This is a genomic window from Saccharothrix sp. NRRL B-16348, from assembly GCF_001280085.1.
Taxonomy (GTDB): domain Bacteria; phylum Actinomycetota; class Actinomycetes; order Mycobacteriales; family Pseudonocardiaceae; genus Actinosynnema.
In genome coordinates this window covers 21,104-46,262 of the sequence record NZ_LGED01000234.1, presented here as the reverse complement: position 1 = coordinate 46,262, position 25,159 = coordinate 21,104, and the positions used below count along the sequence as shown (strand labels likewise).

At 68.1% G+C, this 25,159-nt stretch carries 13 protein-coding genes and 4 pseudogenes; 14 read left to right on the top strand and 3 right to left on the bottom strand.

Annotated elements, in window-relative coordinates; all coding sequences use genetic code 11:
• A pseudogene (locus ADK67_RS36775) lies at positions 1-689 on the top strand (IS630 family transposase); the annotation flags it as partial.
• 645 nt (positions 690-1,334) lie between these two features.
• On the opposite strand, the gene ADK67_RS51570 reads toward ADK67_RS36775, so the two are convergent.
• Positions 1,335-1,532 carry a hypothetical protein gene (locus ADK67_RS51570; protein ID WP_157621243.1) on the bottom strand — a complete coding sequence of 66 codons (198 nt, stop codon included), beginning with the start codon at positions 1,530-1,532 and terminating at the stop codon, positions 1,335-1,337.
• A gap of 1,153 nt (positions 1,533-2,685) precedes the next feature.
• On the opposite strand from ADK67_RS51570, the gene ADK67_RS36765 reads away from it, so the two are divergent.
• From ADK67_RS36765 to ADK67_RS36755, 3 genes are all read left to right on the top strand, one after another.
• The gene (locus tag ADK67_RS36765) at positions 2,686-6,507 is read left to right on the top strand and encodes a tetratricopeptide repeat protein (RefSeq protein WP_053721181.1); all 3,822 of its coding nucleotides are present in this window, start codon (positions 2,686-2,688) and stop codon (positions 6,505-6,507) included.
• A gap of 351 nt (positions 6,508-6,858) precedes the next feature.
• A complete protein-coding gene (locus ADK67_RS36760) occupies positions 6,859-7,047 on the top strand; it encodes a hypothetical protein (RefSeq protein WP_053721180.1) in 189 nt (62 codons plus the stop codon).
• A gap of 40 nt (positions 7,048-7,087) precedes the next feature.
• The gene (locus tag ADK67_RS36755) at positions 7,088-9,385 is read left to right on the top strand and encodes a tetratricopeptide repeat protein (RefSeq protein WP_053721179.1); all 2,298 of its coding nucleotides are present in this window, start codon (positions 7,088-7,090) and stop codon (positions 9,383-9,385) included.
• A gap of 243 nt (positions 9,386-9,628) precedes the next feature.
• On the opposite strand, the gene ADK67_RS54120 is transcribed toward ADK67_RS36755, so the two are convergent.
• Positions 9,629-10,882: an integrase core domain-containing protein gene (locus ADK67_RS54120; protein WP_231648534.1), complete on the bottom strand. Its 1,254-nt coding sequence runs from the start codon at positions 10,880-10,882 to the stop codon at positions 9,629-9,631.
• A gap of 307 nt (positions 10,883-11,189) precedes the next feature.
• Between ADK67_RS54120 and ADK67_RS36745 the strand changes: the two genes are divergently transcribed.
• The 10 genes and pseudogenes from ADK67_RS36745 to ADK67_RS55490 all read left to right on the top strand — a co-directional run.
• Positions 11,190-11,945, top strand: a complete 756-nt coding sequence (locus tag ADK67_RS36745; RefSeq protein WP_082404355.1) for a Crp/Fnr family transcriptional regulator — start codon at positions 11,190-11,192, stop codon at positions 11,943-11,945.
• On the top strand, positions 11,942-12,814 hold the full coding sequence (locus tag ADK67_RS36740; RefSeq protein ID WP_231648533.1) for a hypothetical protein: 873 nt from the start codon (positions 11,942-11,944) through the stop codon (positions 12,812-12,814). Before ADK67_RS36745 ends, ADK67_RS36740 begins: the two co-directional genes overlap by 4 nt.
• A 117-nt stretch (positions 12,815-12,931) precedes the next feature.
• Complete coding sequence (locus ADK67_RS36730; RefSeq protein WP_063797858.1) at positions 12,932-15,106, top strand: hypothetical protein; 2,175 nt, start codon at positions 12,932-12,934, stop codon at positions 15,104-15,106.
• A 60-nt stretch (positions 15,107-15,166) separates the two neighbouring features.
• Positions 15,167-15,874 carry a hypothetical protein gene (locus ADK67_RS36725; protein WP_197289793.1) on the top strand — a complete coding sequence of 236 codons (708 nt, stop codon included), beginning with the start codon at positions 15,167-15,169 and terminating at the stop codon, positions 15,872-15,874.
• Positions 15,875-16,006: 132 nt separating this feature from the next.
• Positions 16,007-17,629 carry a TIGR02677 family protein gene (locus tag ADK67_RS36720; protein ID WP_157621240.1) on the top strand — a complete coding sequence of 541 codons (1,623 nt, stop codon included), beginning with the start codon at positions 16,007-16,009 and terminating at the stop codon, positions 17,627-17,629.
• Entirely contained in the window at positions 17,626-18,861 is a 1,236-nt protein-coding gene (locus ADK67_RS36715) for a TIGR02678 family protein (protein WP_053721175.1), read from the top strand. Before ADK67_RS36720 ends, ADK67_RS36715 begins: the two co-directional genes overlap by 4 nt.
• A 986-nt stretch (positions 18,862-19,847) precedes the next feature.
• Complete coding sequence (locus ADK67_RS36710) at positions 19,848-23,078, top strand: SbcC/MukB-like Walker B domain-containing protein (RefSeq protein ID WP_053721174.1); 3,231 nt, start codon at positions 19,848-19,850, stop codon at positions 23,076-23,078.
• Between the two features lie 3 nt (positions 23,079-23,081).
• A pseudogene (locus ADK67_RS55495) lies at positions 23,082-23,825 on the top strand (TIGR02679 domain-containing protein); the annotation flags it as partial.
• A 61-nt stretch (positions 23,826-23,886) separates the two neighbouring features.
• Positions 23,887-24,372, top strand: coding sequence for a DUF2399 domain-containing protein (locus tag ADK67_RS49765; RefSeq protein WP_053721173.1), 486 nt, complete (start codon positions 23,887-23,889; stop codon positions 24,370-24,372).
• Positions 24,373-24,530 (top strand): annotated as a pseudogene (locus tag ADK67_RS55490) (IS701 family transposase); the annotation flags it as partial.
• Positions 24,531-24,665: 135 nt separating this feature from the next.
• Here ADK67_RS55490 and ADK67_RS49760 read toward each other — a convergent pair.
• Positions 24,666-24,928 (bottom strand): annotated as a pseudogene (locus ADK67_RS49760) (transposase); the annotation flags it as partial.
• Positions 24,929-25,159 lie beyond the last annotated feature (231 nt).

Genomic DNA, 25,159 nt, shown 5'->3' with positions numbered 1-25,159 from the left:
AAGGCGTTCAACCTCAAGCCGCACCAGGTCGACACGTTCAAGCTGTCCAACGATCCGCAGTTCGTGGACAAGGTCCGCGACGTGGTCGGGCTCTATCTGAACCCACCGGAAAGGCGCTGGTGCTGTGCGTGGACGAGAAGTCGCAGATCCAGGCCCTGGACCGGTCCGCGCCGACACTGCCGATGATGCCCGGCCTGCCCGAACGCCGCACCCACGACTACATCCGGCACGGCATCACCACCCTGTTCGCCGCCTTGGACGTGGCCACCGGCGAGGTCATCGGCTCGATCCACCGCCGCCACCGGGCCGTGGAGTTCAAGAAGTTCCTGGCCAAGCTGGACAAGGAGGTGCCCGCCGACCTCGAGGTGCACCTGATCTGCGACAACTACGGCACCCACAAACACCCCACCGTCCGGAAGTGGCTGGAAGCCCGCCCGCGCTTCCACATGCACTTCACGCCCACCTACTCCTCCTGGCTCAACCAGGTCGAGCGGTGGTTCGGCCTGCTCACCGACAAACGACTACGCCGCGCCGCCCACAAGTCACTGCGCGCCCTGGAGAACGACATCCGCGACTGGATCAAGACCTGGAACGAAGACCCCAAGCCCTTCGTCTGGACCAAGGACGCGGACGAGATCCTCGACCGCATCGCCTCATATCTTGATCGAATTCCTGGCGCAGGACACTAGTGCTGCGTTACGCAACTTTGGCCGGGTAATGGATACAGGTGCGGACGGGTGAGTCGGTGGCGAAACCGGTCTTGGGCCGGGCTCGTGTGTTACGCCGTGCATTGGTGTACCTCGAACTGTGCGTGACGACGCTGCTGCACAGCACGGAGGACATCTCACCACTGGAAATGGCCGGAAGCAAGGCGCTCCAACACCTCATCGCCGACGCGAAGGGAGATGTTCGAGCAGACCGAAACGTACGTGGAGAAGATGGAAAATCGAGTTTACCTACGGCCACGTCGGAGATGCGAACTTTGGACCAGATAGCGATTGCTGATTCAGCGGTCTTGAAAGCCGAGTACATCCACCACTATGATCGGCCAGGGTTCGAACGGCTTTCGTGCACCGCCTGGGCACAGGTCGTAGGCTCATCGAGACATCACCGGAGAGTGATCACTGAGGCGACCGCCTGTTTCGCTGAGTGAAAACTAGAGTGGAAATTTCCCACGCGTTTGCTAGAGTCGTCTTAGCTGGTAGAGTTTGCCCATGGACCACCATCCGTCGAAGGTAGTGGGAGATTTCCCGCGGGAGAGTGGACGAGCAAACTCGGACACACAGTTACCCCACGGGGCAGGTCGACATTTTGTCGGACCGGCGTCGTGGGGTTCATCTTTTCACCGGCCCGCCGGTACGCGCGGTTCGTCGATGACGACTCTGTCCGACATGGCAAATGATCACGGCCTGGTCGGCGCGCAGTTTGTCGACGACCGCACGCGGGCTCGCCGCTGCGGGCAGGTGCAGGGCGTGGCCGATCCTGATGATCAGCTGCTCTTCGCGGAAGTGGAGCGTCGAGCGACTGCGCACCCAACATCCTGACCAACGCCCGATGCTCCGGCGTCTCCAGGTCGACCGGCCCACCGGCCTCGAGCAGCCACACCCGCACCCCGTGACGCCGGAACAACGCCAGCAGCCGCTCCAACTGATCACCGGCGAAACCGCGCTCGTACTCCCCCACCACGATCGCGTCGAACCCGCGATCCGGATCCCGCACCGCGGCCAACAGCTCCGCAGCCTGCGGCCGGTCTCGCCACCGGTCACGCCGCGACCGCCCGGCGTCGAAGAACGTGGCCGTGATGGTGCCGTGCCCGGCGACCAACTCCTGGGCCACCTCCAACTGCCACGCCCGCGAGGTCACCGGATCCTGGTGCTCGGTGGTCGAGGTCCGACCGTAGAACGCGAACCGCAGGCCACCCGTGGGAGCCGGCCCCTGGTCGCACTGGACCCCGGTCCGGTCTTCCGCCCGCAGGCCCATCCAGTCCGTGAGCACGTCCCGACCGGACAACAGCACAACACCCGCCCTCCACACCACCAAAGGAAGCAAGATCATCCCAAGGCGGCTTCCCAGGACGGCATGGCAGGCCCTCGGCCGACGCACCAGCCGCGCCGGTGAGCGCCCGTCAGCAAAGGTCGCCGCCGGCCGCAAGGTCGAACGCCCGCTACGCGGCATGAGATTGCGTTCGCGCTTCGTCGACCAGACTCGCGGATGCGGTGACGTGTGATCGTCTCCAGCGGTTGCCCATGCCCGAACGCTGCACCATGACCTACTACGGGCTCGAGTCGTGGGCACCGGGCTGCTCTTTGTCCTTGGTGAAGGCGGCACGGAGTTCGCGGGCTGCGGTAACCACGAGTACGCAGGCTCGGAGGAACTCGGCGAGAGCGGTAGGGACGCGTGCCGCGGCGGTCAGGACCAGGGTTGCGCCGCCGATCACGGCCAAGATCCCGGTTGCGGTCACCACGCGCAACCACGTTTCGGCCGCTCCGTGGCCGTGGCGGTGCTCGTCACCGGTGCTCCTTTCTGCGTGTCAGGCACCAGCATCGTGCATCCAATTGGTGTTCGGTCGCAGCAGCGTTGGCGTAACCGTACGAAACCGCATGTCGCGGTCAATGGGTCTTGTCATGAAACCGAAGGCACGGCAGGGTGACGGTTTCGGTAGCAGGCAGTGGAGGTAGCAGAGGGATGATCGATCCCCACCGGATCCACACCAGGGATGTGTGGAATGCAGCGATGTGGCAGCTGTACCACGGATCCGGCCTGAGCTACCACGTGTTGGCTGAGCGGTGCGGCAGCTCGACGTCGACGTTGCAGAGGATGGCCACAGGGCAGAGCTTCCCCAGGCCGTCCACTGTGCGGTCGTTCGTGCAGGCGTGCGGCGAGAGCGACCTTCAACCGTGGGTGGACGCGCGGAACCGGGTCAGGGCAAGCGACATGTCGGTGAACAAGCCGCCGACACCGCCGGTCGGCATGCGCGAGGCCGAGGCCAGCGATGACCCGGTCATCCGCCCGGCCCCGCAGCATGTGCTCGACTACACCCACACGGTCAGTAGGTTCGCGGCGCCCGTGCTCAAGGGTCGCGACGCCGAGCTGGCCGAGCTCAGAGATTTCTGCCTTCGACCATCCGGTGAGTCGTACTCCTACTGGCGCGGCACCGCATGGGCGGGGAAGACCGCGCTACTAGCGGCGTTCGTACTGGCACCGCCCGATCCAGAGGAGGTGACGTTGATCGCCTTCTTCGTCAGAGCCGGCGCCCAGGACGACTACCAGGACTTTCTCCGCGTCGTGACCCAGCAGCTCGGTGTCGTCCTGGGCGAGGCTCCGCCACCGCACCCGTCGCGTGCCGACCTTGATTCAATGCTGCACAGTGCCGCGCGGAAGTGCGGTGAGGAAGATCGGCGTCTTGTCCTCGTGGTAGACGGGCTCGATGAGGACTACTTCGCCAACAGGAGCCGGCCCAGACGTAGACCCAGCATCGCCTCGCTACTCCCCGAACGACCACCGGACGGAATGCGCGTGATCGCCTCGGGGCGCCCTGACCCGCCTGTCGACGTGCCCAAGTGCCACCCGCTCCGGGACCCCGGCGTCGCCCGGGAGCTGGTGCCTTCCGATCATGCCGCGGTCATCCAGCAAAGAGCGGAGCAAGACCTCACCGACATGCTCGACGACACCGCACTTTCGCGTCGGCTGCTGGGGCTGATCGTGGCCGCCGGAACCGGTCTGAGCATCCGGTGCCTGGCTGCACTGACACACAAGAGCGAGCGGAAAATCAAGCGGCGCCTTGCAACGGTGAGCGGTCGGGTGCTGCACCGCTTGGGCACGGACGGCGCGACAACGCCCGACAGCGACAGCGAATACGATCTGGCGCATGCGGACCTGCGAAGACTGGCCCGAACCCTGATGAGCGAGGAACTGGACGACCATCGTCGCCGGATATTCGCCGGGGCTGAGGAATACCGCCGACTGGGATGGCCGTCGCAGACACCGGAGTACCTGTTCCGGAGCTTCTTCCGGATGCTGGAGGACGTCGGTGACCTGCCGCGCATGGCCGAGTGCGCGACCGATCTCGCCCGCCAGGGACGTATGCGTGACCTCTTCGGCGCCGACACCGCCGCGTTGACCGAGATCACCACCGCGCAGGATGTGATCGTCGCTCAGGACAATCCCGACCTGGTCGCGATGGTCAGGCTTGCCATCCACCGCGATCGCCTGGCCGCCCAGAACCACAACACCCCTCTCAACCTTCCTCCGGTATGGGCGCTGTTGGGGGATATTGACCGGGCCGAGGCCTCCGCTCGTTCCCACCTCGACCGGCATGGCTGGGAACGGCAGGCGGAGGTCCTGCCATCGGTCACCAAGGCGACTGCCCGGACAGGCCACCTCGATCGCGCCGAGACCATCGCGCGGTCCATCTGCACACCGTGGGTACGGGCAAAAGCTTTGGTGTGGGTGGCCGAAGCCGCTGTCCAAGCCGGTGCACCCGAGCGAACCACCACCTTGATCGACGACGCCCAGGCCATCGGCGCCTTGATCGACGACTTGAGGTCGAAGGCGTTGACACTGGGGGCAGTAGCAGCAGTTGCCGCCAAGGCTGGTCAACCCGAGCGGGCCGCCACGCTGATCGACCAGGCGGAGGCCGTCGCCCGCTCGATCACCGACGTCAATTCTGCGTCGAGTGCCCTGGTGTTGCTGGTCGAAGCGACAGCCGAGGTCAGTGGGATAGATCGCGCCGAGGCTCTGGCACGCGCCATCACGGCTGAGTACGAAGACAGGGACAAAGCCCTGATGTCGGTGACCGAAGCAGTGGCCAGGACCGGCGACGTTCAGCGCACCGAGATCACCGCCAACTCCATCACGGCTCCCTACTGGCGGACAAGAGCACTGGCGTCGGCGGCAGGAATCGTCGCCGAGGCCGGTGACATCGCCGGAGTGGCCACGTTGATCGCCCGCGCCCACGACATCGCCGACTCTATTGACGGGTTGGAGCAGCAGGCGTGGGGTCTGTGTTCCGTGGCAGAAGCCGCAGGCAAGGCCCGTGATCGAGACTTGGCGGGCAGGCTGATCGACCGGGCCGAAGCCAACGCGCGCGCCATCGATACCCGTTCGAGCCTCATGGCCGATCAACAGGCGCGGGTACTGGTGGCGGTAGCCGAAACGGCCGCCAGGATCGGCGATCTTGACCGGGCGGACGCCATCATCCGTTCGATCGTGGTGCTCGCGCAGCAGGCATGGGCACTCGCGTCCGTGGCTGAAGTCGTAGCCAGGGCCGGCGATGTCGAGCGAGCGCGCGCCTTGATCCTGCGCGCCGAGACCGTTTCCCGGACCCCCGACCTGATGGGCCAGCGGGAACTCCTGTCCGGACTGAGGTCGGTGACTGAAGCCGCGGTCGAAGCCGGCGACCTCGATGGGGCACGCTTGTTAGTCGCACGTGCCGAGGCCATCGCGCGCTCCATCAGCGGTGCCGAGGACCGGAGTGGCGCGCTGGCTTCCGCCGCCGAGGTCGCAGCCGTGGCCGGTGACCCCACCCGCGCTGACGCCGTCATCAAGTTCATCGCCGACCCCTACGTGCAGGCGTGGGCGCTGATGAGAACAGGTGATGCCACAGCCAGAGCCGGCAGTTTCGATCAAGCCCGAGAACTGCTCGGACGTGCCGCGACCATGGCCCGCCGCGCCGAGAGAAACGACTTCCAGCGGGCGAGGTCACTCGGATCCTCCATCGACTCGGCGGCCAACGCGGTCGAACTCGGCCGAGCCGAAGCCGCGGCCAAGTCCGGCAACCTCAGGCGCGCCACACGCATCGCCGACTCTGTTCGCTGCACCCACGAGGAGCAGGCGAAGGTGCTGGTGGCGATGAGTGACTTCGTAGCCCGGGACGGTACTTCCAAGCGGGCCGGCGATCTGGTCGAGCGTGCCGAGACCGTCGCCGACTCCATTCGCATCGACCACATCCGCGTCGACCCGTTCGAGCATGAGCGGGCTGTCCGCACCCTGGCGTTGCTGGCCAAAGTCGTTGCCAAGACCGGTGATTCCCGCCGAGCCGGCTCGTACATCGCACGTGCCGAGGGAATCGCCGACTCCATCATCGGCGCCCACGAGGCACGCGCCCTGGCGTCGGTGGCCGAAGCCGCAGTCGACACCGGTCATCACGATCGAGGACGCTCCTTGATCACTCGCGCCGAGGCGGCCGCCGACTCCATCGACAACCCCTACACACGGGCGAGCGTGCTGGTGTCGGTGGCCGAGGCAGCAGTCAGGGCCAGCGACCTCGACCGCGCCAACGCCATCGCCGAATCCATCGACCCCTCCACCACCCCAGAACAACAAGCGCTGGCCTTCCTGACTCTGACCGCAAGCCAGGAACCGCACCGGCGCGCACGCGCGACCGCCAGAGCCTTGAGGATCGCCCACTGGCACCTGTCAATCCGGGAACTGGTCAAGATGGTGCCCGAGGCGCTCGCAGTCGTCATAGCGGAAGTCGACGCCGCGACCAAGCCCGACGTTTCCTGATGCCACCGGTTCCGCCACTCCATCTGAAAAACGATGCCCAATGGTCCTCGTGAGCCGCCAGCGGCGCCGATCCAGCGAGCACGGCAGGTCGGCCGACACCGTGGCCTCACGTCCTGGAATCGGCAGTAGCGGAAGACGTTGGTCCCCCTGCCCGACGGGTGCGGCATGACAGGACGTTCTCCTCTCGTCGTCCGGCGTAGTGGGCGCGTCGTCATGCCAGGTGAGGTTTGACCATGGGATACTCCCGTGGTCAAACCTCACCTGAGCCCGCCGCGACGGCCTGCGCCTGACATGCCTCCGCGCCCACCACGCCTCGCTGGGAGACGTTTTCCACACCATTCGGAGCACCGCATGATCACCGCCCTCGGCATCGCCGAGGTGAACCTGCAATGGCCGGGTTTGGCGTTGGCCTTCATTCGTCGGCTCGTCGTACTGGATGGCGGCGTGGTCGCGTTGGTCGTCCGCAGCGGCCGTCGCGGGCGCGAGCGCGTGATGCCACACCGGGAGTACTGGCAAGGTCCCCGCTGCCACCGTCCTTGACGGGTGGAGCGGGTCTGGTTCCCGCTGGGAGGATGGCGCGATGCGCGGGCGTAAGGACGATCACGAGGACCTGGCCACTCCCGGCATCACGCAGAACGCCGCGGCTTCCGGTGGTTCGGTGGTGGTGCAAGCCGCGGGCGACGTGTACCTGACCGCGGTCCCGCCGAGCGGTCCGGTGGGGGTGCCGCTGGAGCAGGTGGTGGACCCGTACGCGGTGGAGGTGCACCGGTCGATCACGCTCGACGAGGGGCAGTTGCCCGGGTTGCCGGTCTACGTGCCGCGTGCCCACGACGAGCAGCTCCGCGAGGTGGTCGAGCAGGCCGTAGGAGGCCGGAGCGCGATTGCCGTGCTCACGGCGGGTTCGGCGGCGGGCAAGACCCGCGCCTGCTGGGAGGCGTTGGCGCCGCTGCGCGCGGCGGGCGGGTGGCGTTTGTGGCACCCGCAGTCGCCCACCCGTGCGCAAGCGGCGCTGGCCGGTCTGGACCGGGTGGGGCCGCGCACGGTCGTGTGGCTGAACGAGACCCAGGAGTACCTGGGCGCGAGCGGGGATCGGGGTGAGCGGGTGGTCGGGATGCTGCGCGCCCTGCTGAGTGATCCTCGTCGGGCGCCGGTGCTGGTGCTGGGCACGCTGTGGCGCGAGCACCACAACGACCTCACGCGGGAACCCGGCTCGCAGACGACCGCGTTGCTTGCGGGACATGTCATTCGCGTGCCCGACATGTTCGAGGACGTGGATCTGCCAGCCCTCGCGCAGGCCGCGAAGGCCGACCCGCGGTTGGCGTGGGCCAGGCAGCACGCCGCGGGCCGGCAGGTCACCCAGTCCCTGGCAGGCGCGCCGGAACTGCTCGACCGGTGGCGCACGGCGCCACGCGCGGCTGAGGCCGTGTTGCGGACGGCGGTGGACGCCTGGCGCCTCGGGTATCCAGAAGCCCTGTCGGCGCAGCTCCTGTCACAAGGCGCCCTGGCGTACCTCAACGACGTCGAGGTCGACCAGTTGGGCGAAGACTGGCTGGAACGCACGTTGGACTACGCAACCCGCCCGTGCAAAGGCGCGCCGGGACCGCTGATCCGACACCGCACTGGGACCGACCGCGCACCGCTGTACAAGCTGCACGACTACCTTTGCCAGCAGGGGACGCGGGACCGAGAACGTGAACGCTGCCCGGCCGGGCTGTGGGACGCGTTGGTCGAGCACACGACCGACGTCGACCACCTCGTGGCCCTGGCCGAGCAGGCACAGCAGCGGGGCCTCTACTCGTTAGCCGCACGGCTGGCCGATCGTGCCCTGCGCGTGGCGTCGGACGGCCGTGCCGCGGTCTCGGGGACGGCGAGGGCGATGCGACTGCTGGGGTGGCTGCACGAACGTCGAGGCGCGACAACCGAGTCTGCCGCGTGGCACGCCCGTGCGGACGGCCTCGACCCGCCGCTGCGCCTGGATTCTCTCTGGCTCTGGCACGACCTTGCGGAGGACGAAGACGACCTGCGAGATCGCTCCGTGGCCGGCGACCGCGGAGCGATGATGGTGCTTGCGGACAGGCTGATGGCCACGCACGTCGAAGAGGCCCTGCTCTGGGCACGTCGCGCGGCCGAAGCGGGAGAGTCCGAACCGGTTCTGCGGCTGGCGGACGCGCTGCAGGACGCCTACCGCACGGATGAGGCCAAACAAGTGCTGACCTCCCAAGCGGAGGCCGGGAACCTGGGCGCCATGTGGCGCCTGGCGCAACTGCTGACCGCGCAAGGGGAAACCGAGGAGGCGTTCCACTGGATCCGGGCGCACGGCGAGACCGGCGATCCGCTCGCCGTGTCGAAACTGGCCGCCGCGTTGCAGCGGCGAGGCGACCGGAACGGTGCGGAGGAACTGCTGCGGCGGCACGCCGAGGCGGGCGCCACCCCGTTGATGTGGCACCTCGGCGAGTTCCTCGTGCGGCACGGCGATCTCGACGAGGCGATCACGTGGTTCCAGCGCAGCGCCGCCGAGGACCTCATGGCCGAGCGGCTGATCCTCGACAAGTGCCGTGCACTCGGCCGCGTCGCCGACGCCGAGCCGCCACTGCGCGCACAGCACGACAAGGGGAACTGGTCGGCCACCGGACGGCTCGCCGAGGCGCTCGTGCTCCTCGGGAGGCACGACGAGGCTGAACTGCTGCTGCGCTGGCTGGTCGAAGCAACCACCGATACCTCCACGATGATGGGCATCGCCGAGCCGGACGGGATGCCTCAACTGATCGACTTGCTCGACGCGACCGGCCGCGGCGCGGAAGCCGCTCGACTGCGCAGGTACGGGATCGAGCCCGGCGGCAAGACCGCCGTCGCCTTCGACCTGCCTGAAGCGACCTGACCCCGAACGTTGCCGGCAAGGTAGCTCGGTTGCGGGTCGGACACGGCAGTGCGGCGGCGCGCGGGGCCAGGGTCTTGGATGGGACTTCATGAGGCGGTGCCTGCGAGGTTGCAGGTTGCCGGGGTGATGGGCTGGCTGCAGGCGGCGCACGCGGCCATTGCGTGGCAGCGGAGCGGGAGCCGCGGCGCCCTAGGGGTGGCGTGTGCTCGACCGGCTCCGCTGCACGGTCCGGGACGCCCCCTGCTATCCGGACGGATTCCTTGTTCGCACCGTGGCAGGGACAACCCTGTGCTTGCCGAAAATATCGTCCGTGCAGGTCAGGCGGCGTGGTGATACTCGTTGAGGATGCCGCCAAGCCGCTGCCGTCGACGGATGTCGAGTCGGGTTACGGCTGCTTGATCGGTGACTGACTGTGGTAGCGCATGTAGTGGTCGGGCGTTTGGCGATGCCTTGGTGAGGCCGGTGGGTGTTGTAGAAGTGCTCGTACTCGCGCAGGGCGTGGAGCAGGTGCCGTTGGTTCCAGATCAGCGTTCGGTCGAGGAGTTCACGGCGGCAACTGCGGATCCAGCGCTCCATGATCGCGTTCATCCGCGGTATCCGGACACCGGTGAAGACGACCTGGATCCCCGCGTCGGCGAGGACGGCGTCGAACAGCGCTGGGTACTTCCCGTCCCGGTCGCGGATCAGGTACCGCATAGAGCTGCCCGCGTCTTCGAGGTCCATGGCGAGGTTCCTGGCGGCTTGGGTGACCCAGGCGGCGGTCAGGTGGGTGGTGGCGCCCAGGATGCGGATCCGGCGGCTGGCGTGTTCGATGACCGCGAGTACGTACTGGCGGGTGCCGATCAGGGTGGATGTCTCGAAGAAGTCGCAGGCCAGTAGCGCGTCGGCCTGGGAGCGAAGGAAGGCCGACCAGGTCGTCGAGGTGCGCTTGGCAGCCGGGTCGATTCCGGCGTCCTTGAGGATTTGCCACACCGTGGAGGCTGCGACCTTGATGCCGAGCACGAGGAGTTCGCCGTGGATGCGTCGGTACCCCCAGGCGGAGTTCTCGCGTGCCAGGCGCAGCACCAGTAGCCGGATCGAGCGGATGGTTCGTGGTCGGCCGGGACGCTTGGGACGGGATCTGGCTGCGTGGCGGCGTGCGATGAGGTCTCGGTGCCACCGCAGCACCGTCTCCGGACGGACCAGCAGTCGGAGCTGGCGAAGCGTGTCGACGGGAAGTCGGTGCAGCAGTGCCGCGAGGAACGCCCGGTCGCCGGGAAAGAACCACGGACGGTCCCCGCCCAGTTGGCGTTCCAGGACGGTGATCTGGTGCCGCAGCGCCGAGATCTCCACGTCCTTGTCCCAGTCGCTCATGGGCAGCAGGCGCAGCAACACGAAGGCGTTGGCCACGCCCAGGTAGGCCAGTCGAAGCAGCACAGCCGGTCGTCGTGCCGCGCTGGTCGACGTTACGGCGGATGGCAACCCCGCCCGTGAGCGCTTCGAGATCTTGAGCTTCATACGCTCTCTACCTGCATGGATGAGGTTATCGGCAGGTACAGGGTCCGGCTGGGTTGTTCTCGCAACTGCGGTCAGCAGGGGCTGAGACTTACCCGTGGTGGGAGGCTCGACTCAAACTGTGCCGCCTCTCGCCTCGTACTTCTACAACCTCCATAGCCGCCATCATGTCGTCACCTTGAGCCCCGGCGACCAAAACGAGGCTCACTCATGTCTGAACCGGCTTCCCGACGCAGCTGATGCTGCTGTTCGAGTGACATTGAGGCGCGGCACTCGGCGTTGGGCTCGACGAACCACTACAAAGAGGCTGGTGACCGAGTCGCGCCAGCTCCGCCGACCACGCGGCTTTCGTGCCCTCGTACCGGATAGCGCCTGGGCTGAACTTGTGCGGCACGGCACCTCGGTGCACCACGGCGCGAAGGACAGATTGCTGCGCCAGGGGGAAAACGGCGGATGGGTGCTGCTGTCGCTGTTCGGTCGGTTGAAGGTGGTGTACGCGGAGCCGGATGGCGCAGAGATCGTGCTGGCCATCCGCGGCCCCGGCGATGTGGTTGGTGAGCTATCCGCCCAGGACGGGCTGCCCCATGCGGCCACTGTCCAGGCAATCGAACGGGGCATGACGTGCAGACTGCCCAAGCGGAGGTTCGTCGAGCTCGTGCGAGGTCTCAGACTTGGGCCCCAGTTGGACGGCTACATCATGGGGAAGCTGCGTGAGAGTGCGCCTCACGCGTGGCAGCTCGCCCACCGCACCACTGCCTCGCGGCTCATTTCGCTGATCACGACGATCATCGATGCGGCGGGCCCGGACCACCCGTCACCCACCACCGTTGCGATGTCTCAGGACGAACTGGCCGCTGCGCTCGGCCTGGTGCGCTCTGCGGTAACCCCAGTGCTCAGGGAGTGGAAGGCCGCTGGCCTCGTGCGGACCATTCGGGGCGGTCTGGAGGTCGTGAACGTCCCAGCGCTAATAGGCACCGGTGTGTCCAGTTATGGACAGAACAGAACGGCTGCGAGGGGCAGGCTGTCCTCCCGTCAGGCGGGTATGGGCATGGAGGAAGATCAGTGAGTTCGGAACTCGCGGGGAGCCCCAGTTCGGCCGACGAGTACGTCGGCATGCTGGTGGTTGATGTCCGGCACTTCAGCAAGCACAACAACGCCCAGCAGCGGATCATCGTAGAGAGGCTGCCCGAGATCCTTCGGAAGGTCACGGAGCGTACAGACCTCGCCTCGTTGTGGGAGCAACACCAGTTCAGGGCGTTCCGCGGTGACGGTTACGTCGTCGGATTCGCCCGGGACCTGGTCGGTCTGGTCGTAGACCGGTTCTTCGACGCCCTGCAGGGCGAGTTGCGGCGTCAATCCGGACAGTTCCGAGCGGTCGGCGTCGAACTCCGCGTGCGCACCAGCCTGCATCTGGGCCCGGTGGCGTCGTTCGACAGCCTGCTGGCGGACTCACCTTCGGGCCGCGTCATGGTCGATGCGAACCGCATGGTCGATGCGGCCGCCGTCCGGGCGCTGCTGGACAATTCCGACCCCGAGGCCACCTTTGTCGCCTCGGTGCTGTCCCGCTCCGTCATGGAAGACGTGGTCGAGGCGGGGGCCACGGCCCGTCGACCGAGCGAGTTCGTCGAGGCGCCGCTGGACGTGACGGCCAAGGAGTACTCGGGAAGGGGATACCTGCGCGTGCCCGCGCCCTCCGGCGATCTACTCCGGCACGGCTTGCTGGGCCGTCAGCCGGAGAAACCCCCAGTTGACGAGGATCGTGTGGAGGCGCGATCAGAAGGAGTCGAGAACCGCGTCTCCAATCACGTGAGTGGACCTGCGTCTGACGTGGTCCAAGCGCGTGATGTACGTGGCGGGATCCATCAAAACTCGGCACGAGATATCACCAAGAACATCGAGGTGACGGGGAATAACAACACTACAGCCGGGGGGTAACGTGGACCAGTCGTCGGGCAAACAGGAGTTCTCGGGCAGATTCCGCGCCGGGCACGATGCCAACTTCGGCCCGTCCAGCGGTCGCCGCATCGGTGGCGGCATCGATCAGGAAGCGCGGTGACGGTGGTGGACCAGTACGATGTCGATGAGTTCAACGTCCTCGATCCTCCTTCGCGTCCACCGGTGCCAGAGGCCGACCGCTTCTGGCCGGAACCGGTCGCAGTAGTACCCGAACCGCCCGAGGCTGTCCGCGATGGACCCCGTCCGGTCGCAGACGATGTTGCACACCGTCCTGTGGTCGAGGTCGAGGGGAACAGCAACGACACCGCGTTGCGGGACGTCGTCAAGCCCGTAGTAACGATCAGGAACGTCATCTTCGGCGACCAGTTCGCCGAACTGGTGGAAGCACGACCCAGAAAGCGCAGCGGACGCGGCCTTCAGGACCACGCTGCTCTCGAACACCTGGCCAGCCGGTTCGTGCCGCCACCGGGTCTTCTCAGCGCACCGGAAGGTGCCGAGTCGGCGTTCGGCATCCTGCGTCGTGAGCAGGTGCTGCTCCTGACGGCGAACGAGCGCAGGGGCGGCCAGTTCGTCGCGGGTTTGCGACTGGGGTACGAACTGCAGAAGTCCCGTCCTGAACTGGTCGTCCGTGAGGAACTCATCGATCGGCTGAGTGATGACGACCTGCTGGTCGAGGACGAACCTGCCGTGGTTGTCGTGGACCTTCGCAGTACGCCACATGACGAACTCCAAGCGGTACGCCTTGGCCTGGTGGAGCTCGGCAAGCAATTCGTGTCCCACCGCAGCTACCTCATCCTCATCTTCGCGATCGACCGTGCGCGCGAGTTTGGCGAGTTCCTGCACGGTCGGATGCACCGGTTGGAACGCCCGGAGCCCGTTGAGGTGTTCACCCGGCATCTCGGTGATGACGCCGCCGAACTGATCTCAGGCGTCCCGGAACTCGCCGACTACTTGCGTGACTTGTGGCCGCCGGCGGTCAAGGACGTCACGGACGCGGTGTCCGACAGGGTCCGCGAGGGGGAAGAACCAAGGCACGCCCTGCGGGAGGTGTTGCGCGATCGGCAGGAGCAGGGTGGACCGCCCTTGCGGGAGATCATCCGAGCCAAGCAGACGGACAGTGCTGAGGAGTGGCTCGCCCTGCTGTTGGCCGCGGCCCTGCTGGAGGGTGCCGCGCCGTGGCACATCGTGTACGCCGCCGACCTTCTGCTGGATTGTAACGGGACCAAGCCCAAGAAGACTCCGCCACTGCTGACCCCCAGTCCCTATGCCAGGTTGTCCGCCCTGGAATACAAGTCGTTCGACTTCGAAACCCGTCGATTCCAACCACCCGGTTCGGGAGCGGAGGTGTTCCGGCACTTTTGGCAAGAGCACCGGGGCCTCCAGGACACGCTGCTGAAGTGGATCAGCGCGCTGCCCCGCCGCAACTTCGACCTGACACGCGACGAGTTGGAGCGCTTCGCGGACCGGTGTGCCGAACTCGCCGGTTGCGGCGGCGTGGATGCGGTGCTGAAGCTGGCGGAGAGCTGGGCCAAGGCCACGCCGGGCGCGGAGCCCGACGGCGACGAGGTGTCCGATCACTGGAAGGCCCGCTACCGTCGGTCGATCGCCGTACGGCTGCTGACGACCACGGCGATGGACCCGGCGGCGGGCACGAGGGTCCGGCAAAGGCTCCTCGACTGGTCGAAGGCGGCCAAGCCGGACCTGCAGTTGCTGACGGCCCAGGTGTGCGCCGGTATCGGTGAGTCCTTCCCCCGCATCGCGCTCACCAGGCTCAAGTACCTGGCGGATTCGGAGAACCCCCGCGTGTGGGAAGCCACCCGGAAAGCCACGCTGCTGATCGGCGCCGGCCTTGGCACCGCCAGTTTCCTGCGGCATGTGGCGGAGTGGTCCGACCACGCCGGACCGGCCAGACTACGTCTCCTGGTTGAGAGCACCGCCGTTGTGCTGGCGCAGGACGAGGAAGACGGGGACCTCGACGTCCTGGTCGACTTCTGGCGGCAGGCCCTCGATGTGATGCCCGTGGAGAGCTTGTACCCGGCGATCGGGGACTGGCTGCGCACGGCCGCCGAGGCGCCGTTCGAGCAGTGGGGCCGCATGGTGGAACCCCTCATCTTGGCCACCGACGGCGAACTGAAGTCCATCGGCCGGGTTCACCACGCGGGCTGGAGAGCGTTGCGACACGGGCGCGAGACGGGGAACGACGTGTGGGTCGCCATCGCCGACCGGTTGTTCGGTCGGCTGGACGAGATCGACATCTTGGTACCTGAATAAAGGATGCTCGTGGGCATGCGGGATTTGTGGCGGCGTGCGTCGGAGAAAAGAGAAGAGTGGGTGCCGGACAAGGGCGACGACATGGTCACGTCGGGCGAGGTGACCATGTCACTGCCCAGCGCCGACAAGCCTCTGCCCTTCCATGTCACCCTCGTCGTGGAGGCCAAGTGCCCGGAGGACCCACCCCCACCCGCGTTGCTGGACATCGCGAACGAGGGTGTCGCCCGCCGTGCGGAGAGGCTGAGCGGTCAGTACGCGTTGACCGCTGCGGACAGGTTGCGGGGCGCGTTGAGCACGGCGCTGAACGGGTGGCATCACGTACCTGGCACCGGCGTGCTCGCCCGTGGCCATTGCACGTCGGTCGACGTCGACGCTGAACTCGTCGCGGCGGTGGCGGCCCGTGAGGAGGCGGACCGACGCTGGTTCGCCGCCTCCTGGCAGGACGAGCGACGAGCGCAGCAGGCTGAGCAGATGCGCTCACGGCTTCTCGACCCGCTTCGCGCGACGGCCTGGTGGTTCCTCGACCACCAGGCCGAACCGGAGCGGCTGGAGGATGTCGCGCGCGCCTTCGACAAGGCGCGGGAGGTACTCGCGCCCAAGGACACTCCCGACTCTCCGGGGCGGCTTGTCGACGACATGCTGGCCGCACATGATCCGGCCGTGCGGACCAGCCTGGCGAGATACCTGGAGCGCTTCTTCGCCGAGTACAGCCGCGAAGACCTCGTAATCAGGCTCAAGCACTGGCAGGAGGACAACGAGGAACTCTGATCGGCCGACGCTCGTGCTGCGCGCTGCCTCACCATTCGCCACGTCACGGGTGCCGCTTTCGGCCCGGTGAGCACATTACCTGCCCAGGACCTTGAGCTCGGAAAGGGCTCACCGCGAATCCGCTGAAGCGGGATGGCAAGTTGGCGTCTCCGGGTGGGCGGCCCCGCTGCGGTGTTGTGTTACACGAGCTGCGCGCGAAGCGATGTCCCTTTCGAGGAGGGCACCCACACGATGCGAGTTGACGGTGGCGATTCGGGGGAACCCGCAGGTCGGGGGAAGTTGTTCGTCTACCTGACCACGTCTTCGGCGTTCGAGTACCGATCGATCATGAACATCTTCGCCGGTCCCCTGCTGGCCGACCTGTCTGCGGCGGAGGTGGCGCAGCAGCTCGCCGAGCGCGGGGTCGTGCTGTCCGTGGACGAGGTGACCGACCGTTGCGAGAAGCTCGAAGGTTGGGGCAACCTCGTTCGCGGCGTGCGCGACGCCCGCGTGCCCACGGTCCGGGACTTCCTCAGGTCGCGCAGCCGCTTTCAGGCTTCGAAGCTGGGCGGCAGGGTGCACCGGGACGCCGAGGCGGTCCTCGCGGCCGGTGACGGGGCGCAGGAGGTGGCACGCGAGCTGCTCGGCGCCACCGTCCTCGTCCTCGACCGCATCATCAAGCGCATCGGCGAGCCGGACCCGGATGCAGAGGCGCTGGCCGGCGACGTGACCACGGTCTTCAACAACCAGCGATTGTTCAACGAAAGCGTCCGCGACTTCTACGCCTACCTCAACGCGGTGCTCTCCCGCTACGACCTGGCCGGTGAGGAGTACCGGCACTTCAAGGAGTTGCTGCTCGACTACGTCGACCTGATCACGGCTGACGTGTCGCGCCACGCCCCGGTGATCGCCACTCGCTGCGACCGACTTCGTCCGCTGTTCGACCGGGTCGTGGAGGTGCTGGACAGCCTGCCGACACTGATCATGCCCGACGGCACGCCGGCCGACCGGTTGCCCGGTCGCCACCGTGAGGACTGGGAACGCCTGCACGCCTGGTACCACGAGACGGACGGGCATTCGGGGCCGGACACACTGCGGGCGGCGGCGGACCAAGCGCTGCGCCAGCTGTTGACCAACGCCAGGCGGATGCTCGCGGCGGCGGGCACGGGGGTCAGCAGGCGAGCTGACCTGCTCACGTTGGCGTCCTGGTTCGCCAAGGTGGACGACGACACCGCCCACCGGCTCTACGCGGCGACGTTCGGTTCCTACCCGGCCCGCCACCTGTTCTTCGGCCCGGAAGAGCAAGGCGTCCGGGACGGGGTGAACACCTCGTGGTGGGACGCCACCCCCATCGACGTGCCGGTCAGCCTGCGTGATCGTGGTGACCGCGCGGCGCGCGGACGGACCTCGTCGGTGCCCGATCCCCGACTGGACCAGGAGCGGCTCCTGCATGATGCGGAGGTCGAGGCGAGGGCTCGACGGGTCGCCGCCGACGAACTGGTCGCCGCTGGCGCGCTGGACGGCGTCAAGGTCAGCCCCGCGGCCAGGGAACTGCTCCTCGCGCTGCTGGGAGGGCTGCTCGCCAAGAACCAGGACCACACCGGCGTCGCCTTCGAGGCCGACACCGACCTGGACCTGGAGGTCATCGCCGAGCCCGCGACCGGCGCCCGGACCCTGGTCCACTCCGAGGACGGGGACCTGGTGGTGCACGAACTCCGCTTGGTCGCGCGGAGGTACACCACCTACCTCACGGACCGAACCGGGAGAACCGCATGAGCCCGGAGTCCGCCGGCACCGAGGAGCACAAGGCGCACGAACGCAGGCTCGCCGCGAGGGCGCTGCTGATGCAGCCGGTGCTTACCGCCGCGCGCCACCCAGAGCAGCTGGCGCTGGTGCGCAAGCACTCACCGCAGCTCAAGCGCATGTTCACCACCGTGCTCGGGTACCAACTCGTCGTCGAGTCGACCTTCGCGCGCCTGCTCAAGGCGCCGCTGAGTGCCGACACCGTTCCACGGCCCGCGTTCACGCGCAACGACAGGCGGTTCACCGCCCGCACGTACTCCTACCTTGCACTGGTGTGCGCGAGCCTGCTGGCACCGCACATCAGCGACCAGGTGCTCATGAGCGTTCTGGTCGAGCAGGTCCGCGCGGACGCTGTGACGGCGGAGATAACGCTGGGCGACGACCTCGGTGCGTCGCGCGATCTCGTGCGGGCCGTAGACGTACTGGTCGACTGGGGCGTGCTCACGGAGACCGATGGTTCCGTGGCGGGATGGGAGACACGGCAAGAGGAAGCTCTGCTCGACATCCACCGCCCCCTGCTCCCCCACCTCCTGTCCAGGGCGCTGTCCGGGTTCGACTCGCCGGTCGCCCTGCTCGACGGCGCGCAGGCCGACCCGCTGGAGCCGGAACAACCGCGCCGCAGCCTCCGGCGCAAGCTGGTGGAGAACCCGCTGGTACGCCGTGAGGATCTCACGGAAGCCGAGCGGGACGTGCTGTCCCGCGAGCGGCGAGAGGTGGCCCGGGTGCTCGACGAGTCGTTCGGTCTGGTCCTCGAGGCGCGGTCCGAGGGCGTCCTCGCCTACGACCCCGAGGAGGCGGTCAGCGACGTCGCGTTCCCGGGCTCCGGGACCGTCGCGCACGCGGCCCTCCTCTTCGTGAACGCCCTCAACGACGAGTCCAGACCGGCGGCGGGAGACACCGCGACCGTCGCGGGTCGTACGGTGCCCGGTGTCCGCGTCCCGTGGAGCGCCGTCGAAGCGAACATCGACCTCATCATCGAGCAGTACGGCAGCGCCTTCGCGAAGAGCTACGTCGAGAAGCCGTCATCGCTCATGCAGGAAGCGGTGCTGTTGCTGGAATCGGTGAGCATCGTGGTCGCCGACGAGGACGGGCTGGTCCTGCACCCCGCCTCCGCCCGGTACCGACCGGAGCCCCACCGCGCCCCCGCGCGCACGCGCGCGATGCGCAGGATCGGCGACCAGCCGCCGCCGACCTTGTTCGGTTGAACCGCCCGAGTTGATGGAGATCACGTGACCGAATCGCCCGGTGCGGAGACCTTGGCCCCCGCGCAGCCCAAGCACCACCCGAATCGCTGGCGGATGGCGCGAGCGGGCATCGTCAACGTCTGGCACTACTACGACACGGTCTTCCGGTTCGCCGGCGGGCGGATGATCCTGCGCGGCACCAACGGTTCCGGGAAGAGCCGCGCGCTTGAGATGCTGCTGCCCCTCCTGCTGGACGCCGATCGCCGCAAGATGGACGCCACGGGCTCGGGCAAGGTCCGTCTGGAGGACCTGATGCGCCACGGGGCGCAGGGGCAGACCAACCGCCTCGGCTACCTCTGGCTGGAGTTGAGCCGCGACACGGGTGGAGCGGAGGAGCACCTGACTGTCGGAGCGCTCGTGCGCTTCTCCACCAGCACCAGCGAGGCCAAGGCGTGGTACTTCACCACGCCGCTGCGGGTCGGCGTCGACCTGCACCTGATGGACGAGCGGCGACAGCCGCTGTCCCGTGAACACCTGGCGCAGGAGATCGGCGCGGACCGGATCACCGACAAGCCCGACACCCATCGTGAGCGGATCGCGTCCCACGTCTTCGGCCTGACGGGAACGAGTGGCAAGGAGCGGTACGCGGGTCTCATCCAGCTCCTGCACACCCTGCGCGCGCCGGACATGGGCAACCGCATCGACGAGGGCAACCTGCCCAAGATCCTGTCCGACGCCCTGCCCCCGTTGTCGGAGGTGACGTTGCGCGAAGCGGGCGAGCGCCTGGACGCCTTGGCTGACTCCAGGGAGGAGCAACGGCGCCTGCTGTCGGCGGTCGAGCAGATCGACGCCTTCCTGGACGTCTACCGGAGGTACACGGCGGGCGCGTTGTTCGCCACGGCGGAGAAGACGCGCGAGGCGGCGTCCGAAGCGACTCGACTCGACTCGCGAGGGATCACGACACCGCCGTCCGCACGCACGTCGGACTCGTCGACCAGCACACGATCGTGCGCGGTGAACTCGCCACAGCCAGCGAGCGCGAGGGAACGCTGCGATCCGTCATCGAAGGCATCAAGGAACTGCCCGCGTACCGAGCCGGGCTCGACATCCGGACACTCGGCAAGAGCGTCGAAGCTCTGGCCGGCACCGCCTCCGCAACCCCGGCGATGGCACACGGTCGTCGCGAGGACGAGGCGGCGGCCGTGCGCTCAGCTGACACCGCGGCCGAAGGCGTTCGCGCCGAGGTCGAACGGGCCGATGCGGAGTTGTCCCGAGTCCGCGAAGCACTGGCCACGTCACGGCTGCAGGCCACGGCGTTACCGGCAGCGATCCACGCGTCCGTCGAATCGCCACCCGGCGGCAGCGAGACGGTCCGGGTTTCGCTGGACGGCGCGGTGGACGAGGTCGAGCGGCCGTCGCCCCAACGGCTCGTGGTCACCCCGGACGAGCTGGACGAGGTGGTGCGGGTGGTTCGCGACACCGGTCGGTCCGCAGATCGGCGGGCCGGTGAGGCCGCCCGGCGCGAGCGGGACGCCGCCGCGCTCGACGCCCGCACGCGAGAAGTCACGCAGGCGGTGGAACACGCGGAGGACCTCGGCAGCCGTGCGATCGGGGACGCCGAGCGTGCTCAGGACGCGGCGGACGAACGCGACGGAACCGCGAGGACGTTGGCCGCCGAGTGGAGGACGTGGACCTCCGGCGAGCAGAGCCGGAAGCTCTTCGGTGACGTTTCCTGGCGGGAGACCGCGGTGGGGCCGCTCCTGGTCGACGCGGACGCCATGGTGGGCGAGCGCACGGACGACGACCTCGCTCCCCTGGGCCACGTTGCGACCGACGCCGCAGTACGCGCGCGTGCCGCCGTCGCCGACCAGCTCGCCGAGCTGAAGCAGGAACAACGCGCGGACGACGAGGCCGCGCGCAAGCTGCGGTTGGAGCAGTCGGAGCTGCGCGCACAACGCGACCCGGAGCCACCCGTCGCACCATGGGTGCGCGGCACGCCCGTCGGCGCGGTGCCCCTGTGGCGGCTGGTCGAGTTCTCCGCAGAGCTGGCCGACCACGAACGAGCCGGCGTCGAGGCCGCGCTGATGTCAGCCGGGATGCTGTCCGCCTCGGTCAGTGGTGACAGTTCGGTGCGAGCCGACAACGGCGAGATCCTGCTGACCGCTGAGGCCGCAGTCGCTCCCCGTTCCCTCAGGGACGTGCTCCTGCCCGACCCGGCCGGTCTGCTGCCCGAGCAGGCCGTCACCTCGGTCCTCTCCAGGATCGGGTTCGGTCCCGGGCACCACGTGTGGGTCGACGTGGACGGGAGCTGGGCCGCGGGCCCGCTGCGCGGCAAGCACCGGGTCGACCACCCGCGCTTCATCGGAGCCGTCGCCCGCGCCCGGGCCCGGGCCGAGCGGCTCGAAGCCATCGCCGCGGAACTCGACGAACTGACCCGCCGGACAGGTGAACGCGACGACGAGCGGAAGCGGTTGAGCCAGGTCACCCAAGACCTGGACCGGCACGTACGCACCGCGCCACGGACGAACGACCTGCTCCGGACGCGAAGTGTCGCGCGTTCCGCAGCGGCGGAGGCCGGCAGGTCGCAGGCCGCGGCGGCTGCGGCGCACCAGGCCGCCCGTCTCAAGCAGGAGCAGTTGGCGGCTGATCGCCGTGGTCACGAGGAAAGCTGCGCCCGCCTGGGGCTTCCGGCCGGCCGGGCGCAGCTCGACGAGGTCAAGGCGGGCGCGAACCAGGCCAAGCACACCTGCGACCGTCTCGCCGATCGGCTCGACTCGGTCCGGCGACGCTGCCACGAGCACCAGGGTGCGTTGAAGGCCGTCGGCAACGCCACGGCCCTACGTCGGGACGCCGAGTCAGCCGCGCACAAGTCGTGGTCCGAGTGGCACGGCGAACACGGGAAGTTCACCACCCTCCGCGACTCGCTGGGAGCCGAAGCCGACGAGGTCACCGAACGGTTGGAGGCAGCCGAAGTCGAATACCGACGGGTACGCGCGTCGGTCGCCACCCTGTCAGAGAAAGAACGTCGGTTGGACAAGGAAGCCGACAAGGCGGAAGAGTCGGTGACGTCCACGAAAGCCCGAGCCGACAACGCCGTTGTACACACCCGTGAGGCCCTGGCGCGGCTCACGGCGCAGGTGGCCCTCCCCGGCATCGCGGATGCAGCTGCGGGGACCGCGGCGGCGGATCTGCTCACGCTGTGCACGTCGTCCGGTGCACCGACGGGTCCGGGTGTGGAGCGGCTCGTCACCACCGTGCAGCAAGTGCTGGACCGCAAGGGGCAGGCGATCGACGAGAACGGCCTGATGCGTTCACTGCGGGCGGTCGGCGGCAATCTGGCCAACACCTTCGACCTCACCCAGACCATCGACGAAGGCATGTGGTTGGTGGACCTCACCGACGCGATGGGCCGACAGCACGTGGCCGTCGCCGCGGCGCGGCTGCGCGAGCAAGCCGCGGGCGCCGCAGCGGCGCTGACCGACCGCGAGCACCGCGTGTTCACCGACTTCGTCATCGGCGGTGTGGGTGAGGAACTCCGGCGCAGGCTGATCCAGGCAGAGGATCTGGTGCGCGCGATGAACACCAGCCTCACGAACATCAGGACCAGCCACGGGATCGGCGTGCGGCCGCGCTGGGAACTGGTCGAGCCCAAGGACAGTCCCATCGCGCGCATCCGCGAACTGGTCGCGGCCAGCGCCGCCGTGCGCCCGGCGGAACACACTGACGAGCTCATCCGGCTCCTCAAGGACCGCGTCGACGAGCGGTTCGAGAAGGACGCCGATGCTGGGTACGGCGAACACTTGCGCACGGCACTGGACTACCGGCAGTGGCACAGCGTGGAGGTGTCGATCACCGGCCCGGAACCCGGGCAGGTCCGCAAGATCAGCCGACGGGCGAAGCTCTCCCAGGGCGAGACCCGCTTCGTCTCCTACGTCGCGCTCTTCGCCGCCGCAGACGCGTACCTGTCCGGCCTGCCCGACACGGGCAGCGCGCTGCGCCTGATCCTGCTCGACGACGCGTTCGCCAAGGTCGACGACCGGACCATCGCCGAGTTGATGGGCCTGCTCGTACGCATGGACGTCGACTTCTGCATGACCGGCCACGCGCTGTGGGGTGCCTACCCGCAGGTTCCCAGTGTCGACGTCTACGAGATCCGCCGAGCCGAGGGAACCGCGGCAGCCGCCACCCACGTGCACTGGGACGGCCGCAACCGGCACTACCTGCGATCGACGGGCTGAGCTGTGGCCGATTACATCCCGGCACCGGCCCGCGACTACCTGGCCGGTCTGGAGCCGTTGTGGCGCTTGGTACGAAAACGCCTGGAGGGCAACGGGCTCTCGTCGACCGGAGTCATCGTCGTGGACCTGGACTACCAGGCGGCCGAAACCCTGTCCGGGCTGCTCGGACGCACCGTGTCCCAAGGGCGGGGCAGGGTCCGGTTGGCCGAGCTGGATGCCGCGCTCAGGGCTTCGGCGATCGGCCACGGGCTGATCACCGTGGTCGCGGAACTGACCGGCAGCCCGCTCGTGGACCGGAAAGCGGCGAGCAGGGCGCGTGAGGTGACGAAGGTCGACCTGTGGGCGTTCTGGGAGCGCGTCGTAGCCGAATCCGGACTGGACGCCGCGCCATGGGTACCCACGTGGCGGGACGGACTACGCCGCACAGGACTGCTCATCCGTGCGGGCGACGAAGCCGAAACCGTGATCCGGCATGCGACGGCGGTGTTGCGGACACTGGCCCGGATCGTGCCGCTGGTGACCCGCACGCCGGGCGCCGTGGCGGACGCGGTTCCCGTCGAGTCGGCCTTCGAACTCGCCGAACTGGCCGGCGCCGTGTGCGGGGACGCCCACGCGCTGGACAACGGGCAGGTGACCGCCGCCGTGGTCCTCCGCGCGCTCGCCGCTGCGACCGGGACGCCCTTCCCTACGACCGCCGCCGCGCGCCGGGACCTGTGGAGTGCGGTGGGAGTCAGCCCCGACGCGGTGTCGGGCACCCTGTTTGACGTGGGCGGTGCGCCCACCGGGCGACGACCCGTGGTCGGTGGTAATGCGTGCCCGTGCCGACCTCGGTCTGGTCACCCACGTGACGGTGCAGGAGTGGCGCGCCGCTGCGGAACGCCCGTGGGCGGTCGCCGGGCAGGACGTGTTCGCCTGCGAGAACCCCCAGGTCCTCCAGGCGGCAGCACGGGCGGGCACGTCGACGCCGTTGTTGTGCACCTCGGGCAACCCCGCCACCGTGGCGCTGTATGCGCTGGACCGGCTCATCGCCGATGGCGTCACCGTGAGGTACCACGGCGACTTCGACGTCGCAGGTATTCGCATGGCCAAGCGCCTGTTCGACCGGGGCGTGCGGCCATGGCGCTACTCGGCCGGCGACTACCTCGACGCGGTCGTTTCGGCTCGTCTTCCGCTCGGCGGCCCGGTACCAGACACACCGTGGAGCCCCGGACTGGCCGAGGCGATGCGCGAGCACCAGGTCGCGGTGCACGAAGAGGCGGTCTTGGCACTGCTGCTCGACGACTTGAACCGGTGACGGTGCTTACACCACTACCGCGAACTCAAGACGGCCTCGGCCTGGACCACTTCGACGGATGTCCCTGGCTGGGCTGGCACCGCCACGTCACCCTCGCCTCCGTCGCGCAAGCCATCTGCACCCGGCTGCGTCGCACCCCAAGCCTTGCGCAGGTCTGATCCTCCACGCCGCCCTGCGCGAACTCCAGCACTTACTCGCGGCCTGGACCGGCGTCTGTCGCACCTGCCGCGAACCTGTACGGCCCACAACCACCCAACCGCAGGTCAACAGCACTTAACAAAGCTCTGCTGGGCGTCCAGGTCCGCTCGCTGCCAGTCGATCTCGCCATCGGTGGCGAGCTCATCCAGCACGGCCTGGTGCAGCCGTCGTCACGACGCTGCCATGGTCCGTTCGGTGAGCTGGCGGTGTGCGGTCGGCACGCTCGCCCCAATGACGGCGGCAACTCCCGCCACCCACACCCGCTGGGCAGCACGTAGACGATCGCGGCGACCACCGTCCGGTCGTTCACCAGCACCGGACCACCATCCTGCGGACGCGCCCTCAACTTCGGGATCAACGCCTCAGCTCAGGCGCACAGTTCGTCGGGCACCACCGCAACGACAACCGACCAACCACGACCCAGATCAGGACATGTCGCTCAACGCCACGCGAGACACGATCTTAGCGCAATCGCGTCAAACCTGAGGCCCAAATGGGCCATTCGGGTGGTTTTTACTGACCACTTTCGACTGAAGGTAACGACCAGCACAGGGTTCACGATCATTCGCACACACCCCGGTTCCACCGT